17 protein-coding genes are annotated in these 17041 nt (G+C 54.3%); 11 read left to right on the top strand and 6 right to left on the bottom strand.

The window, feature by feature from the left end:
• Positions 1 to 62: 62 nt before the first annotated feature.
• The 4 genes from gpsA to ACJY2L_RS15285 are packed head-to-tail and all read right to left on the bottom strand — an operon-like array spanning position 63 to position 2289.
• Positions 63 to 1082, bottom strand: a complete 1020-nt coding sequence (gene gpsA / locus ACJY2L_RS15300; protein ID WP_439214409.1) for an NAD(P)H-dependent glycerol-3-phosphate dehydrogenase — start codon at positions 1080 to 1082, stop codon at positions 63 to 65.
• A complete protein-coding gene (secB, locus tag ACJY2L_RS15295; protein ID WP_067426676.1) occupies positions 1082 to 1546 on the bottom strand; it encodes a protein-export chaperone SecB in 465 nt (154 codons plus the stop codon). The genes gpsA and secB overlap by 1 nt, the downstream gene beginning before the upstream one ends.
• Before the next feature lie 40 nt (positions 1547 to 1586).
• Positions 1587 to 1838: a glutaredoxin 3 gene (grxC, locus tag ACJY2L_RS15290; RefSeq protein WP_439214408.1), complete on the bottom strand. Its 252-nt coding sequence runs from the start codon at positions 1836 to 1838 to the stop codon at positions 1587 to 1589.
• A 19-nt stretch (positions 1839 to 1857) separates the two neighbouring features.
• Positions 1858 to 2289, bottom strand: coding sequence for a rhodanese-like domain-containing protein (locus ACJY2L_RS15285; RefSeq protein ID WP_067426670.1), 432 nt, complete (start codon positions 2287 to 2289; stop codon positions 1858 to 1860).
• A 387-nt stretch (positions 2290 to 2676) separates the two neighbouring features.
• On the opposite strand from ACJY2L_RS15285, the gene envC reads away from it, so the two are divergent.
• The 8 genes from envC to ACJY2L_RS15245 all read left to right on the top strand — a co-directional run bounded on the left by envC (position 2677) and on the right by ACJY2L_RS15245 (position 11160).
• Positions 2677 to 3945: a murein hydrolase activator EnvC gene (gene envC, locus ACJY2L_RS15280; RefSeq protein WP_439214407.1), complete on the top strand. Its 1269-nt coding sequence runs from the start codon at positions 2677 to 2679 to the stop codon at positions 3943 to 3945.
• A gap of 6 nt (positions 3946 to 3951) precedes the next feature.
• Entirely contained in the window at positions 3952 to 4857 is a 906-nt protein-coding gene (locus tag ACJY2L_RS15275; RefSeq protein WP_439214433.1) for a divergent polysaccharide deacetylase family protein, read from the top strand.
• A gap of 82 nt (positions 4858 to 4939) precedes the next feature.
• A complete protein-coding gene (locus tag ACJY2L_RS15270) occupies positions 4940 to 6169 on the top strand; it encodes a glycosyltransferase (protein ID WP_439214406.1) in 1230 nt (409 codons plus the stop codon).
• The gene (locus ACJY2L_RS15265) at positions 6162 to 7070 is read left to right on the top strand and encodes a hypothetical protein (RefSeq protein WP_439214405.1); all 909 of its coding nucleotides are present in this window, start codon (positions 6162 to 6164) and stop codon (positions 7068 to 7070) included. The genes ACJY2L_RS15270 and ACJY2L_RS15265 overlap by 8 nt, the downstream gene beginning before the upstream one ends.
• 197 nt (positions 7071 to 7267) lie before the next feature.
• Positions 7268 to 8200, top strand: coding sequence for an ADP-glyceromanno-heptose 6-epimerase (rfaD, locus tag ACJY2L_RS15260; RefSeq protein WP_067426657.1), 933 nt, complete (start codon positions 7268 to 7270; stop codon positions 8198 to 8200).
• A 16-nt stretch (positions 8201 to 8216) separates the two neighbouring features.
• Entirely contained in the window at positions 8217 to 9272 is a 1056-nt protein-coding gene (rfaF, locus tag ACJY2L_RS15255; RefSeq protein WP_067426654.1) for an ADP-heptose--LPS heptosyltransferase RfaF, read from the top strand.
• Positions 9269 to 10237, top strand: coding sequence for a lipopolysaccharide heptosyltransferase RfaC (gene rfaC, locus ACJY2L_RS15250; protein WP_439214404.1), 969 nt, complete (start codon positions 9269 to 9271; stop codon positions 10235 to 10237). Before rfaF ends, rfaC begins: the two co-directional genes overlap by 4 nt.
• Before the next feature lie 2 nt (positions 10238 to 10239).
• Positions 10240 to 11160 (top strand): glycosyltransferase family 2 protein, encoded by a 921-nt coding sequence (locus ACJY2L_RS15245; RefSeq protein ID WP_439214403.1) that lies wholly within the window; start codon positions 10240 to 10242, stop codon positions 11158 to 11160.
• A gap of 15 nt (positions 11161 to 11175) precedes the next feature.
• Here ACJY2L_RS15245 and ACJY2L_RS15240 read toward each other — a convergent pair whose 3' ends face one another.
• Positions 11176 to 12411, bottom strand: a complete 1236-nt coding sequence (locus tag ACJY2L_RS15240; protein ID WP_439214402.1) for an O-antigen ligase family protein — start codon at positions 12409 to 12411, stop codon at positions 11176 to 11178.
• 45 nt (positions 12412 to 12456) lie between these two features.
• A complete protein-coding gene (locus ACJY2L_RS15235; protein ID WP_439214401.1) occupies positions 12457 to 13413 on the bottom strand; it encodes a deacetylase in 957 nt (318 codons plus the stop codon).
• 321 nt (positions 13414 to 13734) lie between these two features.
• On the opposite strand from ACJY2L_RS15235, the gene ACJY2L_RS15230 reads away from it, so the two are divergent.
• From ACJY2L_RS15230 to ACJY2L_RS15220, 3 genes are read left to right on the top strand one after another with little or no spacing between them, the layout of a single operon-like run.
• The gene (locus ACJY2L_RS15230; protein WP_067435025.1) at positions 13735 to 14835 is read left to right on the top strand and encodes a glycosyltransferase; all 1101 of its coding nucleotides are present in this window, start codon (positions 13735 to 13737) and stop codon (positions 14833 to 14835) included.
• Between the two features lie 57 nt (positions 14836 to 14892).
• Entirely contained in the window at positions 14893 to 15987 is a 1095-nt protein-coding gene (locus tag ACJY2L_RS15225) for a glycosyltransferase family 9 protein (protein WP_439214400.1), read from the top strand.
• A 3-nt stretch (positions 15988 to 15990) separates the two neighbouring features.
• On the top strand, positions 15991 to 16992 hold the full coding sequence (locus ACJY2L_RS15220) for a glycosyltransferase (protein WP_439214399.1): 1002 nt from the start codon (positions 15991 to 15993) through the stop codon (positions 16990 to 16992).
• The last annotated feature ends 49 nt before the right edge of the window (positions 16993 to 17041 follow it).

Here is a 17041-nt window from a genome sequence, read left to right as displayed (position 1 = left end):
TCCCGAAGAAAAAGCGCCCGCTTATCCGGGGCGCTGCAGGTTAACGCGCTTTGTATCCTCTCTTAGCGCTGGTCGTTTTCATCCTTCCTGGTACGACCCAGTAACGTCAATGCTGCCTCTCGCGCTGATTTTTCGCAATACAGCACCTGATAAATCTGCTCGGTTATCGGCATTTCCACACCAAATCTGCTGGCTAACGCCCTGACTTCTTTGGTGTTTCTGTAGCCCTCTACAACTTGTCCGATATTGTGCTGTGCCTGCTCAACACTGATACCCTGCCCTAACATCATGCCAAAACGGCGGTTTCGGGACTGGTTATCAGTACAGGTCAGTACCAAATCACCCAAGCCAGCCATGCCCATAAAGGTGGTAGCATCAGCGCCCAACGCAGCACCAAGTCGGCTCATTTCAGCCAGACCACGGGTAATCAGCGCCGTGCGCGCATTGGCACCAAAGCCGATGCCGTCCGACATGCCTGCACCAATCGCAATCACGTTTTTCACCGCGCCGCCCAGCTGCACACCGATAAAATCGGGATTACTGTAAACACGAAAGCTTTTTCCACAGTGCAGTAACTGCTGCAGATCGTCAGCAAACTGGTCGTCGGTTGCAGCCAGAGCGATAGCCGTTGGCATACCAGCGGCCAGTTCTTTAGCAAAGGTAGGTCCGGAGATCACCGCCAGCGGCATGGTATCGCCGAGGATCTCTCTGGCAACGTCCTGCAACAGTCGCCCGGTCTCTTTTTCCAGGCCTTTGGTAGCCCAGACAAGACGCGAGTCACTACGCAGATGCGGTTTGATTTGTTGCAACACATCGCCAAAGACATGGCTGGGCACCACAACCAACAGGTCGCGCGTGGCCGCTACGGCGCGGGCAAGATCGGGTTCGAGACGCAGGGTATTCGGGAAGGTAACATCGGGCAGAAAAGCGCTGTTGCAACGTTCGGCCTCAAGCTGTGCCAGATGTTGCGGATTATGGCCCCATAACAGCACATCATGGCCGTTACGAGCGAGAGTAATAGCCAATGCGGTGCCGTAAGATCCGGCACCGATGACGGTCATAGACGCGTTCAGTTTGTTCATCAGGCATCCTGATGTGGTTCTGCGCCTTCATTCTGCTGCTGCAGGTAATTCATAAACAGCGCATCGAAGTTGACCGGCGCAAGGTTTAACTGCGGGAAGGTACCACGCGAAACCAGGCTGGTGATGCATTCACGTGCATACGGGAACAGAATATTTGGGCAATACGCGCCAAGGCAATGCGCCAGCTGATTACCATCAATACCGGAAACAGTGAAGATACCGCCCTGTTGAACTTCACACAGGAAAGCGGTTTCGGTTTCAACGGTAGCCGTTACCGTAACGCGCAGAACGACTTCATACACTTCATCAGCCAACTGCGTTGATGCGGTATCAAGATCCAGTTTAACGTCTGGTTCCCACTCTTTCTGGAAAACTTGTGGCGCATTCGGCGCTTCGAAAGAGATATCTTTGGTGTAAATGCGTTGAATCTGGAACTGCATTTCGCTGTTACTTTGTTCTGACATCTTGCAATCCTATCGGTTAATAGCCAGCCGCGCGCTGAGATTACTGCAAAAGGGAATTGAGTCCGTTTCGTCCGTCGAGCGCATATAAATCGTCACAGCCACCAATGTGCTGCGCATCGATAAAAATTTGAGGAACGGTTGTACGGCCGCTACGTTTGATCATCTCTTCGCGCTTATCGGCATCACCATCAATGGGGATTTCCTGAAATGCTGCGCCTTTCTGTTCCAACAACGCTTTTGCCCGATGGCAAAAAGGGCAGGTCGCTTTGGTATAGATCTCAATATTGGCCATGCTCATCACCTCTTAAGAATTATTTACCACGCACCAGCGGCAGATTCTCTCCGCTCCAGCCCGATACGCCATCTTTCAGCACGTAAACCTGTGCAAAATCTAACGCGCTCAGCTGTGCGGCAGGCTCTGCTGCACTGGTACCGTTAGCACAAACAACAATTATGGGCTGTGCTTTATGCTTTTCCAGTTCGCCAACGCTGCCTTTCTTAATATCAGCAGCGGCAACGTTCATTGCGCCAGAGATATGCCCTTTACGGTATTCGTCGCGGTTGCGAACGTCGACGACAACAGCATCTTCTTTGTTTATCAGACGAGTAGCTTCGCCACGGCTGATAGTTTTTACTTTAGAGAACATGCCTTTAACGGTCGTCACGATCACTAAAACCAACAAAACAACCCATGCCAAACTCAAAATGGTGTGATTGCCTGCGAATTGCATAATTTCTTGCATGAGGGGTAACAACTCCCAACCGGGTTAATAAGCGAAAACAAGGGTTCTGAGTATACCTGTGGCATCTCGCATGTACAGTCGTGAAGCGGCCAGAGTGACGTTTTATGCCTTAGATTCCAAAAAAAAGTGCAACGCCATGATTCCCGACATTACCGCACGCAGTCAGGCAACGAAACGGCACAATTAACCCGCGTCCTAAAAAACATTACGCCATCGGAAATCATCCACAGCGTCTAAAATAAGCGCTTAACGCAAGGATAAATAAAAATGATGCGCTGTCACTATTGGAAACGGAAATCCTGTCAGAGATGTCTGGTAAGCCGCTGTTCATCGTGGAATAATCTGCCTCCTATGAGGGAAAAAGCAGCAGTTTCACATCCAGGGACGATGACCAATGGCACCGTTATCTCGCCGTTGTCGACCCCCCTTTCACTCCTGTGTGCCAGCCTGGTATGTGCAGGCGCACTGCTGTGGTCTCTCCCCAGCCAGGCCGCTGACGACAACAAATCGCAGCTGAAATCGATCCAGCAGGATATTGCTGAAAAAGAAAAAAGCGTTAAGCAGCAGAAGCTGCAACGCAGCAAACTGCTTGAACAACTGCAGAGCCAGGAAAAAACCGTGGCCCAGGCCAGCCGGCAGCTGCGCGAAACCCGCCTGACGCTGGCCGCACTGAATAAAGATATCGCCTCGCTTACCGCCTCCATTGCCAAACTTGAACAGCAGCAAAAACAACAGGAAAGCCTCTTAGCGCAGCAGCTGGATGCCGCTTTTCGTCAGGGCCAGCATAGCGGCGTACAGCTCATGTTTGGTGGCGAAGAGAGCAAGCGAAGCGAACGCATTCTTGCTTACTTCAGCTACATCAATGAGGCCCGGCAAAAAAACATCAATGATCTGCAGCAGACGCGACGCGAGTTAACCACGCAAAAAGCGTCGCTGGAGGCGAAAAAGTCGCAGCAGAAGGCGTTAGCCGATCAGCAACAAACGCAGCAGGCTAAACTGGAACAGGCGCGGGCAGCACGTAAAGCAACGCTGACCACGCTGGAATCGTCGCTGGAGAAAGATCAGGCCGATCTCACCGAAATGCGTCAGAACGAAAGCCGTCTGCAAGATAAAATCGCCCGTGCCGAACGGGAAGCAAAAGCACGTGCCGAGCGTGAGGCGCGTGAAGCTGAAAAGGTTCGTCAGCGTCAGGCGCAGGCGAAAGCCAAAGGCTCGACTTACAAACCGAGTGAAAGCGAACGCTCGCTGATGGCACGAACCGGCGGTCTCGGCCGCTCCGGTGGCCAGGCACGCTGGCCAGTTCAGGGCCGCATTGAGCATCGTTTCGGCGAGCAGATGCAGGGCGAACTGCGCTGGAAAGGTCTGGTGATTGATGCGCCGGAAGGCAGTGAAGTTCGTGCCATTGCCGATGGCCGCGTCTTAATGGCTGACTGGCTGCAGGGCTATGGTCTGGTTGTAGTGGTTGAGCACGGCAAAGGTGATATGAGCCTGTATGGCTATAACCAGAGCGCGCTGGTCAGCGTGGGCACGCAGGTTAAAGCCGGCGAGCCTATCGCTCTGGTGGGCACCAGCGGCGGCCGCGGTACGCCGTCGCTCTATTTTGAAATCCGCCGGCAGGGTCAGGCCGTCAACCCACTTCCGTGGTTAGGAAAATAAGTTTTGTTGTTATCCAAACGCGTTCTGCTGCTCGGCGCCCTTTTGCTCAGCAGCGCTGCTCAGGCCGGTAAGCTGGCCATCGTTATTGATGATTTTGGCTACCGCCCGACGCAGGAAAATCAGGTTCTGCAAATGCCCGCTGCGCTTTCCGTCGCGGTGCTGCCCACTGCGCCACACGCTCGCGAAATGGCCACCAAAGCGCACCAGCGCGGCCACGAAGTGCTTATTCATCTGCCGATGGCCCCGTTGAGCAAGCAGCCGCTGGAGAAAGATACGCTACAGCCGGAAATGCCCGTCGCGGAGATCGAACGCATTATTCGCAACGCGGTAAGCAATGTGCCTTATGCCGTGGGGCTCAATAACCATATGGGCAGCAAAATGACGTCCAGCTTGCCCGGCATGCAAAAAGTGATGCAGGTGCTGAATCACTACAACTTCTACTTTCTCGACAGCATGACCATCGCCAACAGTCAGTCAACCAACGCAGCAGCTGGCACTCACGTTAAAGTGATCAAACGGCGCGTGTTCCTTGATGACAGCCAGAACGAAGCGGATATTCGCAAACAATTTACGCGTGCCGTGCACCTGGCACAGCGCGACGGTTTTGCCATTGCGATTGGCCACCCGCATCCCACCACCGTGCGTGTGCTGCAGCAAATGCTGCCAACCTTGCCCGCTGACATTACGCTGGTTCGCCCAAGCCAGCTGCTGAACGAATCTTACAGCCGTGGTCCTTCCACGACACCAAACACGCCACCGCCGACCTCGAAGCCGAAAAATCCTTTCCGCGGCATCGAAACCTGTAAGGTGCCCAAACCTCTTGCGCCAGTTCCTGCTACCCGCGCGCTGGGTATCATTGCCGACAGCGTGGCCGAGGGTCCGCTGGCCAAAGTGATCAACGCGCTGTTTTAAACGCCAACGCTGAAAAAACGGGTTCGGCGGCAGAAAGCCACTATAATGCCGCCGATTCCTTTAGACACAGGACAGCCAAACGATGACAGGCAGAAGGCAAAAAATTCTGCTGCTGGACACCGGCCGCGAATGGGGCGGCGGCACGAACAGCATGCTGGAACTCCTGAAGCGTATTGATCGACATCGGTTCGATATCACCTGCTGCTTCTACCATAACTATAGCCGTGGCGAAGGCGAAACCATTGCGCAGGCGCTGCAGGCTATCGGCATCGACGTGTGTTTTATTGCGCAATCCCGCCAGCCGCGCTGGGCCAAGCTAAGCAAAGAGCTGTTACGCGGGCTGCTATTCTTCAGTCGTCCACTAAAAGGCGCTGCGGCACGCGCGGTCGATCTGCGCTGGCGTGTCCGGCCCAATGCACAGGCGATAGCCGACCTGCTGCGTTCGGGCGGTTATGACACGCTTTATATGAACAATCAGCCCAGCACCAACGTTGAAGGCTATCTGGCCGCTGAGTCAGTGCCGATCGCCGTGGTGCAGCACTGCCGTATTGAACCGCAGATGACACCACCGTTGGTCAGGATGGTGAACCGCACCGGCGATCTGATTATTGCCGTTTCCCACGGCGTCCACCGCGCCCTGTGCGAAAGCGGCGTGGCCGCGGAAAAATGTGCCGTCGTGGCTAACGCCATTGATATTCACCAGCCGTTGCCCGATCCGCAAAAAATTCGTCAGCAATACGCGCTTCCGCCGCACACCTTTTTATTTGGCACCATCGGCTCGCTGATATTGCGCAAAGCCAATCATCACGTGCTGCAGGCGCTGGCCACCTTTAGCGCCGCCTGTCCGCAGGCAGAATGGAAGCTGATGATTGTCGGCAGCGGCCCGGAACAGCAAAAATTGCAGCAGCAGGCTGCCAGTCTGCATATTCAGGATCGCGTGATATTTACCGGCTTTCAAAACAACGCCCTGGATTATCTTGCTGCGTTTGATGCATTTATTCTGGCGTCGAAAAGTGAAGGCCTGCCGCGCGTGGTACTGGAAGCGATGCTGGTGAATACGGCAGTGATAGGTTCGCGTGTTACCGGCACCGCAGAGTTGATTACCCATCAGCGCACCGGCCTGCTTTTTGACTACGGCGACACCGCCACGCTCGGTGCACAGATGCAGCAGCTCTGGCAGGATGCGCCCTTGCGCGAAGCGTTAGTTGAAGCCGCAGGCCGTAGCGTGCGCGAACATTATGCGATTGAAAACTATGTTGCCGGCGTGGAACAGCGCCTGCAAAGCGTCATGAAGGGAAAGCCGCATGTTTAAATTTTTAAATGCTCACTATCGCCATATCCGCTCGCGCCACAACATTCCCTACACGCAGCCTGATGCTCAGGGCAACGTGCCAGTCACGTCGGTGGTGATTCCCTGCACCGGCGCCGATTTTATTGAGGAAGCACAGCTGTGCGCGCTGTTCGCCGAACGCTATGCGCCTGATCTGCAAGAAATTGTCATCGTTAGCGATCAGCCTGCCGCCAGCTTTGGCACCCTGCCCGCTAAAACACGGGTAGTGACGCTGGAGGTACCGCTGCGCGACGGCGATTACCGCTACAAGCAGATCTATCGCAGCCGTTTGATCAAACTTCAGGCACCGCTGCAGGCGCGCACCGACGGTATTTTGATGATCGATTCCGATCTCAATTTGCTGAAAATGCCGGTAATTAACATGCATAAAGGCCACCTTTACTCCAGTTTTCGTCAGGGCAAAATGATCGCGAAACTCAGCGGCGCCCCGAAAGAAAATATTCCGGCTTATTATCAGCACTGCGTGCGCCCGTTTATTGTCGATCACGTTAACGGTGCTTTCCTGGCCGCCACGCGCGACACCTGGAAACGCATTTGTGCTTTGTGGCTGACATTATTTCAGGATACCTGGGAACTGATGGATGACTCGCAACCACCCACGGACCAACTCCCGTTAGCGGCACTGCTTGATATGCTGGATATCCGGACGATAAATCTCGGTGACTGGATGAACTGGCCGGTTTCAAAACGCATCGGCGGCACCGAAGCGGTGATTCCCAGCGAAGTGATTGGTGCTCACGGCGGTTTCCCGCTGAGTGAATGGCAAAAATATCTGCATTCTCCCGCCACGCCGCTGCTATTTAAAGGCCAGGACTACACGCGTAAAGTGCGTTATCTGACCGACGCTGAAAAAGCCAAATAGCCCTGCAGACGGACCGCTTTTGGTGGTCCGTCGCCCTTTCCCACGTCTCTTCCTGCTGAGTGGTTCAACCATCATTGCCCGCGATGCATCGGGTTTACAGAGTCATCTGGCTGTTGATAGCCTGCTGAAATGTTATGATAAAAGACATTAGCGGATGAAACTTTCCGTTTCTCCCACCATTAATTAAGGTCAAACGTATGATTATCGTCACTGGCGGCGCCGGCATGATCGGCAGCAACATTGTTAAGGCTCTCAATAACGACGGTTTTAACGACATTCTCGTGGTAGATAACCTCAAAGATGGCACCAAGTTTATCAATCTGGCCGATCTTGATATCACTGACTACATGGATAAAGAAGAATTCCAGGTCAGCGTGCTGGCCGGTGATGACTTTGGCCCGATTGAAGCCGTATTCCATGAAGGTGCCTGCTCAGCGACCACCGAATGGGATGGCAAGTACATGATGGATAACAACTATCAGTACTCCAAAGAGCTGCTGCATTTCTGCCTTGAGCGTGAAATCCCTTTCCTTTACGCCTCTTCCGCGGCGACCTACGGCGGACGCAACGATAATTTCATTGAAGAGCGCGAATATGAGCAGCCGTTGAACGTTTACGGCTACTCCAAAATGTTGTTCGACCACTACGTGCGTCAAATTTTGCCAGAGGCCGATTCGCAGATTTGTGGCTTCCGCTACTTCAACGTTTACGGTCCACGCGAAGGCCACAAAGGCAGCATGGCCAGCGTCGCTTTCCATCTCAATACGCAGCTGAGCAACGGTGAGAACCCGAAACTGTTTGAAGGCAGCGACGGCTTCAAACGCGACTTTATCCACGTTGATGATGTCGCGTCCGTTAATCTGTGGTGCTGGAAAAATGGCGTATCCGGCATTTTCAACTGCGGAACCGGTCGGGCAGAATCCTTCCAGGAAGTGGCCGATGCGGCGCTGAAATTCCATAACAAAGGCGAAATTGAGTACATCCCTTTCCCGGAAAAACTCAAAGGGCGTTATCAGGCTTATACCAAAGCTGACCTGACCAAACTGCGCGCGGCTGGCTACGACAAACCGTTTAAAACGGTCGCGGAAGGCGTGGCAGAATATATGGCCTGGCTCAACCGCAACGCATAAGGAAGGCGATACCGGCATGAAAATATTGGTGATTGGCCCGTCATGGGTCGGCGATATGATGATGTCCCAAAGTCTCTATCGCACCCTCAAGGCGAACCATCCCGATGCGGTAATCGACGTGATGGCACCCGCCTGGTGCCGTCCTTTACTGTCGCGTATGCCGGAAGTCAATCAGGCGCTGGCGATGCCGCTGGGCCACGGTGCGCTGGCACTCGGCGAACGGCGCCGCCTGGGCAAAAGTTTGCGCCAGCACGGCTACGATCGCGCTTACGTGCTGCCCGGCTCGTTCAAATCTGCGCTGGTACCCTTTTTTGCTGATATTCCACAGCGCACCGGCTGGCGTGGTGAAATGCGCTATGGCCTGCTTAACGATTTGCGTGTGCTGGATAAAGCGGCATTTCCCCTGATGGTAGAACGCTACGTCGCACTGGCTTTTGAAAAAGGCCAAATTCACAGCGCCCGCGATCTGCCACAGCCGCTGCTCTGGCCTCAGCTCCAGGTCACGCCGCAGGAAAAACAGCAAACGGCAGCGCTGTTCGGCCTTGATACCGAGCGGCCGGTTATCGGTTTCTGTCCCGGCGCTGAGTTTGGTCCTGCCAAGCGCTGGCCGCATTATCATTATGCCGCACTGGCACAGCAGTTAATCAATGACGGCTACCAGATTCTGCTGTTTGGCTCAGCCAAAGATCGCGAAACCGGCGAGGAGATTGTTGCCACGCTCGAGGCTAACGATCGGCGCTGGTGTCGCAATCTGGCAGGCGAGACTGAACTGGAGCAGGCGGTTATCCTGCTGGCGCAGTGTGCCGCCGTGGTCAGCAACGATTCTGGTCTGATGCACATTGCCGCGGCGCTGAACCGGCCGCTGGTGGCACTCTATGGCCCAAGCAGCCCCGATTTTACGCCGCCGCTGTCGAAGCAGGCGCAGGTGATTCGTCTGATCAGTGGCTATCACAAGGTGCGTAAAGGCGATGCCGCACAGGGTTATCATCAAAGCCTGATCGATATTCAGCCCGCCCGGGTGCTGGAAACGCTGCGTCCACTGCTGGCCGCCGGCCAGGAGCATAGCGCATGAAGGTGTTAATTATTAAAACCTCGTCGATGGGCGACGTACTGCACACGCTGCCGGCGCTCACCGACGCAATGCGCGCGATTGAAGGCATCAGCTTCGACTGGGTAGTTGAAGAGAATTTTGCCCAAATTCCCGGCTGGCATCCGGCGGTCGATCGGGTTATTCCGGTTGCCATTCGTCGCTGGCGCAAACACTGGTTTGGTAGCCAACAGCGTGAAGAGCGCGTGGCTTTCAAGCGTGAACTGCAGTCCTGCACCTATGACGTGGTGATTGATGCACAGGGGCTGATCAAAAGCGCCGCGCTGGTAACGCGCCTGGCGAAAGGCGTCAAGCATGGTCAGGACAGCCGCAGCGCACGTGAGCCCTTTGCCAGTTGGTGGTACGACAAACGCCATGAGATCGATAAACGTCAGCACGCGGTAGAGCGCACGCGGGAGCTGTTCGCGAAAAGCCTCGGCTATGAACTGCCGGCCCAAAAAGGTGATTACGCTATTGCTGCCCACTTCCTGACGAACGCCACGCAACAGGCGACGCCCTATCTGGTGTTTCTGCACGCTACCACGCGTGACAACAAACACTGGCCGGAAGCGCACTGGCGCGAATTGATTGGTCTGCTGGCAGACAGCAGTTTGCAGATCAAGCTGCCGTGGGGCGCAGAGCACGAACATCAGCGCGCTCAGCGCCTGGCGGAAGGCTTTGATCATGTCGACGTCCTGCCTAAACTCACGCTGGAACAGGTCGCTCGCACGCTCGCCAGCGCACAGGCGGTAGTATCAGTAGATACCGGCTTAAGTCATCTGGCAGCCGCTTTGGATCGGCCTAATATCACCTTATATGGCCCAACCGATCCGGGTCTGATTGGCGGCTATGGTGAAAATCAGATAGCACTGCGACCACCGCAGGGCAACAGCATGGCGGATATCACGCCCGAGCAGGTAATGTCTTTGCTGCCATTGACGGGTAAATAAGCATGCGCGATTCTGCCGTTCTGAGCGTTCTGATCACTGCCCACAATTGTGCTACCTGGCTGGACGCCACGCTGGAAAGCGTGATCGCCGCTATTGCAGGCGCAGACGATCAGTGCGAAGTCATCATCATTAACGATGCCTCTGAGGATGAAACTCAGCAGATTATCGATGCGTTCACTGTCCGCTATCCGCGGCTGATCAGCGACAATACGGCGCTGCGCAATATTGGCAAGGTGCGGAATCATGCCATTAACCTGGCGCAAGGTGACTATGTGCTGATGGTGGATGGTGACGATCGTTTATTGCCTGGTGCTATTGCGGATCACCTGAAGGTGCTTACACAGCAGCAGCCTGCTCTCTATCTGAGCAAAATCATTGAATGCCGCACGGAAACGCCAGCGGCAAACTGGCAGTTTTCATCGCCGAACCCACTGACAACCCACAGCGCTATCCAAAAATTTCTCATTCATCGTGAATTTCAGGCACACGTGATCGGGCAGTATTTCCGCCGCACGCTGTTGCTGGCAAATCCTTTTCCACCTTTTGTTTGCTATGAAGATACCTGGCTTTTTCCGTTGCTGTTAACTCAGGCAGAGAAGATTCTTTATACCGATGCCGGATTTTATCTTTATCGTAAACACAGCAACAGCCTGTCGACGGTCATGAACGACGAGAAGGTGGATTGTATGGTGGCGGCGACGCGCCATCTGGATGAGGTGTTGCCTGTGGAATTTCAGCCATTAATCGTGTGCCACTGGCTGGACGTGGCGCACCGCCACCGGGACGTGTTGCAACGTACCGGACACTGGCAAGAAGTTGTGGAGCGGATTTTGCGCACCAGGCTGATGCGTTTCATGTTAAACGGCGCGGTTCGTACCAGCTACAAACGCAAAATGCTGGCCTTTCGGAAAGGGATCCGCTGATCCCTTTCCGGCTACTCAGACTCGCTTTTTCCCCGCCTCAAGCCGCTGCCACATCACACTCATGATAATAATCAGCACAATGCAGATGGTCATTTCACGACTGATAAACACCACATCCGTCAAACCACTCACAATGATGCAAAGCATAATGCCAAACAGTGGCGCATTTTTATTACGCAGGGCCCAGCCGAGCAGAACAATATAAAATAGCACCACCACCAGCGCGCCGGGAATGCCCTGCAGCGTCGCGCTATCCAGCAACTCATTGTGCAGGTGCACCGGCGCATACACCATTGCGGTAGTGTCCTTATGCGTGGTGTCTACGTAATGTTGAAACCATGCCGTACGCTGCTCAGTGCGCATGCCCATCGGATTTTCAGCCAGACAGGCTACACCGACGCGCCACATTGCCAGGCGGCTGGTGAGCGAGCCAAGCTGATTGCCGTTGGCATTGTTGTACAGTTGATATTCAGCGATGGTGGCATCCAGCCTTGGCTCAATCACCGGCTTGTAACTCAGCGCACCCAATAACACTACCGCACCCAGCACCCAAAGCATCGCTTTCGCCCCGAGATGGCGAAAATGAAACAAACCCACCAGCATAATGATCAGCGGATAGGCGGCAATCATATTGCGCGTGCCGGTCTGCACAATAATGAAAAACGAGACGGCAAAAATAGCCAGGCAGATCAGCAGCCGGGACACACGGTGGCTTTCGCTGGCTAACATAAACAACAGTGCCGCAGAGAGCATGGCATAGCCGTACGCGGAGATAGTCGCGCGATCGAGCGCAAACTCCACGCGGCCCATCGCCCCCGCATACTGCCAGAAGCCAAACAGGCTGGCACCGACAAAAGCGGCAATAAGGCCATAACGGATCAGCCGCAGGCTTTGTTGTGCGTAAGTCTGGAAATGGGCCAGCAGGTAATAGCCAATGACGCCGCCAATCAGCATGCGCTTGCCCGCGTTAAGATAATCGTTATAAGGCGAATAATCGGCGCTGCCAGTGTAAGCCAGATAAAACCAGATCACCTTGCTTAACCCCAGCAGCAGCAGCATTCCCGGCAGCCACAGCAACTGGCGGTTGAACGTCCGGACAGAACCCAACACGCCAGCCAGTGAAAAATAGAACGCCCAGTAAAAAGTCACCTTAGCCATTTTCTCGTCGATAAAGGTGAACATTACCGAGAGCACAACGGCGCACAACGCCAAATAGTAAATCGCACTGCGCCACTGCTTTGCCTTAGACATTACTTCCATTTTTACGCTCTTCTCCTGCAATCGCTATGCGCGATATTATCCCATTCGCCGATCGTAATATTCAGCGAGCGTCATGCCCTGAGTTTGTGGCTGTAGCCAGGCAAACAGCGCATCGAGATGTTGATACAGCTGCTCAATATCCGCTTCGTTTTTAAATGTCGGACTGCCATCGGGCATAAATTCTGACGAATGCAGCATGAACTCGACGTAGTCGGCGCCCTGCTGCAGGCTTTGCTCGACCGCGCGCTTCATCAACGCCAGATTATTGCGGCCTGGCCGCAACCAGTTCATGGACGGGTTGCGCCGTTTGCCACGCAGCCGATCGTACCCCTGCTTCAGTGCATTCAGCAGCGGCGGATGCTTGGGATGAATCGTCATCGGCACTTCCAGCAGCCCGCTGTTACCGGGCCGCGAAATGTCTTTCTCATCGAGGAAATAGGCTTCCCGAGGAAAATGACGATAGTCGGTGCCGCCAGTGCCTTGCGGTGCACCCGGTGCGGTGCGCCAGTCGACGCCCGGCGTCACCGAACAGTCAACGCGGTAACCCAGTTCGGTCAGGATACGTGCATAGCGGGCATCAAAAGCCCAGCGACCGGCGCGGTGACTGACCATTTTGATCTGGAAGGTCTCTTCCAGCAAACGGGTCATGTACGTCACCTTATCGCGCAATACCGGTTCAGGGAACTCAATCAGGTAGGGCTGATAGCGCCAGTCATCGTCGGTAAGCGGCAGCGTGGGTGGGCTGTGCCAGGCGTGCAGGTGCATGCCGATTTCCCCCTGTTGCCGCGCCAGTACATCGCGGGCAAAGGCGATATAAACCGGATCGGTTGCCATCTCATAGTTGGTCAGCCAGGTTGGCTTAAACGCATATTTTTCGCACAGCTGCTGGAAACGCGGCAGAAAGCGCGCATTTTCCGTGGTGATGTGCCGGTGATTGCGCCAGAGATTGTCGCCTTCAGTGTCGATGGTGATTAAAAAAGCGGGCTTTGTCATTCCGTATCCATCAGGGGAAAGAAAACGGTGATCATGTTACGCAGGGGCTATGATCAGCGCAAAAGAAATCCATCAATTCTCATCGATCCCCTTTGCCATGCACGCGTAGCGCAGTAGACTGCGCTCAATGAGGATCGATAAAAAAGAGCAGTTTATGCATCCATGGATGAACAGTTTGTTTTTCGCCGGTTTGGAAAGCTTAGCGTACTCTTTTCCAACAGCCGCAACGTTCTGCCCTGTGCCTGCAGCGGACGAAGCTTGCGTATTTTAGCCTGGCGGCTTTTCTTTTGAAGGGTAATTAACGTGTCCAAGCGCATTTTGATGATCATTGACGGTTTACCGGGCGGTGGCGCGGAAAAGGTCGTGTTGACGCTGGCGGAAGGTTTTTTGGCGAGAGGGCATCGCGTCTCGCTGTTTTCGCTGCGCAGTGTCTGCGATTACGCCATTCCTGTCGGGCTCGACTACCAGATAGTCAAAGATCACTGCGATAAACCCTGGCGCAAACTCACCGAACTACAGCGTCGAGCCAACCAGCTGGACGACGCCATTGCGGCGGCTGAGCAGGCGGATGGCGCTTTCGATCTGGTACTTTCTCACCTGCATAAAACCGACCGCATTGTCCGACGCTGCCCTCAGTTGGATGCGCACAAGGTCTGGTTTTGCCTGCACGGCGTCTTTTCCGTTTCCTATCTGTCGCGGCGTAAAGGCCTGTCACGCTGGCTGAAACGGCTGAAAACCTGGCAGGTTTACCACCAGCGTAATCTGATTGCGGTGTCAGACTACGTGCTGAAAGATATGGAACGCCATTATGGCGTGCGACCTGCGCAAGCGCGTGTCATCGCGAATCCCTTCGACATTGAGGCTATTCGTCAGCGTGCCGACGAACCCTGTCCGATGGCAGGAACCGATTATCTGCTGCACGTTGGCCGTATTCATGAAACCAAACGCCAGGATCGACTGATACACGCCTATGCGCTGAGCAAAATTGAGGCGCCGCTGGTGATCATTGGCCAGGGCGATAAATTGCGCACCGAACGCCTTAAGCAGCTGGCGGAGAAACTCAACGTCAGTGAGCGCATCATTTTCCAGGGATTCACACAAAATCCTTACGCGTGGATTAAGCATGCTCGTATGCTGGTCGCCAGTTCAGATAGCGAAGGCTTCGGTAACGTGCTGGTCGAGGCCCTGATTTGTCATACGCCGGTGGTGAGTACGCGCTCGCCTGGCGGCACGGTATCAATTATGGAAGGGGATTTAGCACGCGGACTGGCAGAGCTAAATGCAGAGTCGCTGGCTGAAAAAATGATTGAGATCTATCGCAATCCACCCGATTTGCGCAGCATCGATCTCTCTCGTTACAGCCTCGACACCATCTGCCAGCACTATCTGTCGCTCGCTACATCCGGAAAAAATGGATCTTAATACGCATATGCCCGGTGAAACACGCAGCGCACTTGCCTCTCTCGTGAAGGAAACGGCGTGAATTATATTTTTTTCTTTCTGCTGCTCTTGCCCATTAAATGGGTGATGAAGCTGCTGCATAAAAGCAGCGGCAAAACGTTGGTGATACAAACCGCGAAAATCGGCGACTTTGTGAATATCACGCCGCTGTTAACGCATCTGCAAAAATGCGATGCGCTGCTCAGCCGCTCGGTGGCTCCGCTGGCGGAAAACGACGATCACATTGAACATATCTGGTACATCGAAAACTATAAAACCACGCTGATTGAAAAATTTCGCCTGGCGCTACAACTGATGAATCGCTATGACACGGTTTACCTGCTGCATCCCAACAACGCCAATCTGTTTTACGCCGCCTGCTGCAACGCCAGCAACAAGCAGTTTATCGCCAACTATCGGCGCAAAGCGTATCAGTCGCTGTTTTATGCCACCGCAAACGGCATTGTAGAGCACACCACCACACAGTTAACGGTGGAAAGCTATCTCAAGCTGGCGGATCGCAGCTTCACTAAAGCGAGCTATCCCAAGCATGCTACGCATCCTCTGTGGCAACAGCAGCCGCTACCAGCGGATTTGTTGCGCGAAGACGGCATGAAAATCGGTATCAGCATCTCTGCGGGCAACCAGGCAAAAACCATTCCGCCTGCGGTGTGGAAAGTGCTGTTTGAGCGGCTGAGCGATTTACCCTGCCTGTTTTATATTTTTGGTGCACCGAATGAGCAATCACGGCTGGATGAACTGCTGAAGCTCACCGGCAAGCGCAGCAATATCATTAATATGATCGGCCAGCTTCCACTGCAGGCGGTGCCGCAGGCGATTGGCGCAATGGATGTGTATATCGCTTCAGATTCCGGCAATGTCTATATTGCCGATGCCATGCAGGTGCCAGTGGTGTTGATTTATGGCCCGTGCTGCGTTGAAGAACAGCGTCCGCTTGGCGACGTGTTGTTGATTGGCCCGGACCACATTGCGCCGTCATCCTTTGTCTTCGACACGCCGCCTGCCTACCGTTATTCAGCGGAGCAGCTGTTTGGCCTCGACCAGCGCAAGCTGGATGACATTTACCACTTTATTTCGGCACGCCTTCCTGCGCGCCTGCGCCACGATGATTAAATTATGACCGAGTTCTCTTCTCCTGCTGCACCCCAGCTCAGCATTATTGTGCCGATGTTCAACGCTGGCGACCTGTTCGCGCCTTTTATGCAATCGCTACTGGCGCAAACGCTGACTTCGCTGGAAATCATCATTGTTGATGATGGCTCTACCGACGGCAGCGGCGAGTTGGCAGATGAGTACGCAACGCAGCATGCTCATGTTTCGGTTATTCATCAGGAGAATGGCGGCGTATCGCGCGCACGCAATGCGGGCCTGGCCGTCGCCCGTGGCAAATATGTCACGTTTCCTGATGCTGACGATCAGATGATGCCTGCTATGTATCAGCAACTGGTCACCATGGCGGAAACAGACAATCTTGATGTTGCTCAGTGCAACGCCGAAGTCTGTTTCAAGGGCAGCGATCGCATGAAGGTGCTGATTCCCACCGAGCGCCTGCGCTCAACGCCGGTCCTCAGCGGCGCAGAATGGCTGAACACCGCGCTGAACACGCGGCGTTATCTGCACGTTGTCTGGCTCGGAATTTATCGTCGTGAGCTGATTGAAACGCAGCAACTGTGGTTTGAACCTGGCCTGCATCATCAGGATATTCCCTGGACCACCGAGTTCATGATGAACGCATCACGTGCGCGCTACACCGACACGCCGCTCTATCGTTACTACATGCACGACCAGTCGATCAGCAATCGCAAGCGTACCGGGCAGCGCAACGTGGAATATCAGCGCCACTACCTCAAAATTGCGCGCATGCTGGAAGAGATTAACCAGCGCTATCGGCACAAGGTCACCATTTATCCCGCCTTCCATCGGCAGATCACCTACGAAGCGCTGAGCGTATGTCATGCCGTGCGTCGTGAGCCGGATGCAGATGCGCGCCGGGCAATCATTGCCGATATTTTTGCTACGCAGACGCATCGCCGGATGTTACGCAACGCACGCGGCCTCAAACAGTGGTATCAATTGCTGCTCTGGCTCAGTCGTATTTATAAATGGCGTAACAAATGAGTGCCTGCGGCACCTTTTCCCTGTTAATACTTTGCCCTACAATCGGGCC

Source organism: Duffyella sp. Ts4, from assembly GCF_051851875.1.
Taxonomy (GTDB): domain Bacteria; phylum Pseudomonadota; class Gammaproteobacteria; order Enterobacterales; family Enterobacteriaceae; genus Duffyella; species Duffyella gerundensis.
Note: the sequence above shows the minus strand (reverse complement) of the source record. Positions and strands in the feature narration are given on the sequence as shown.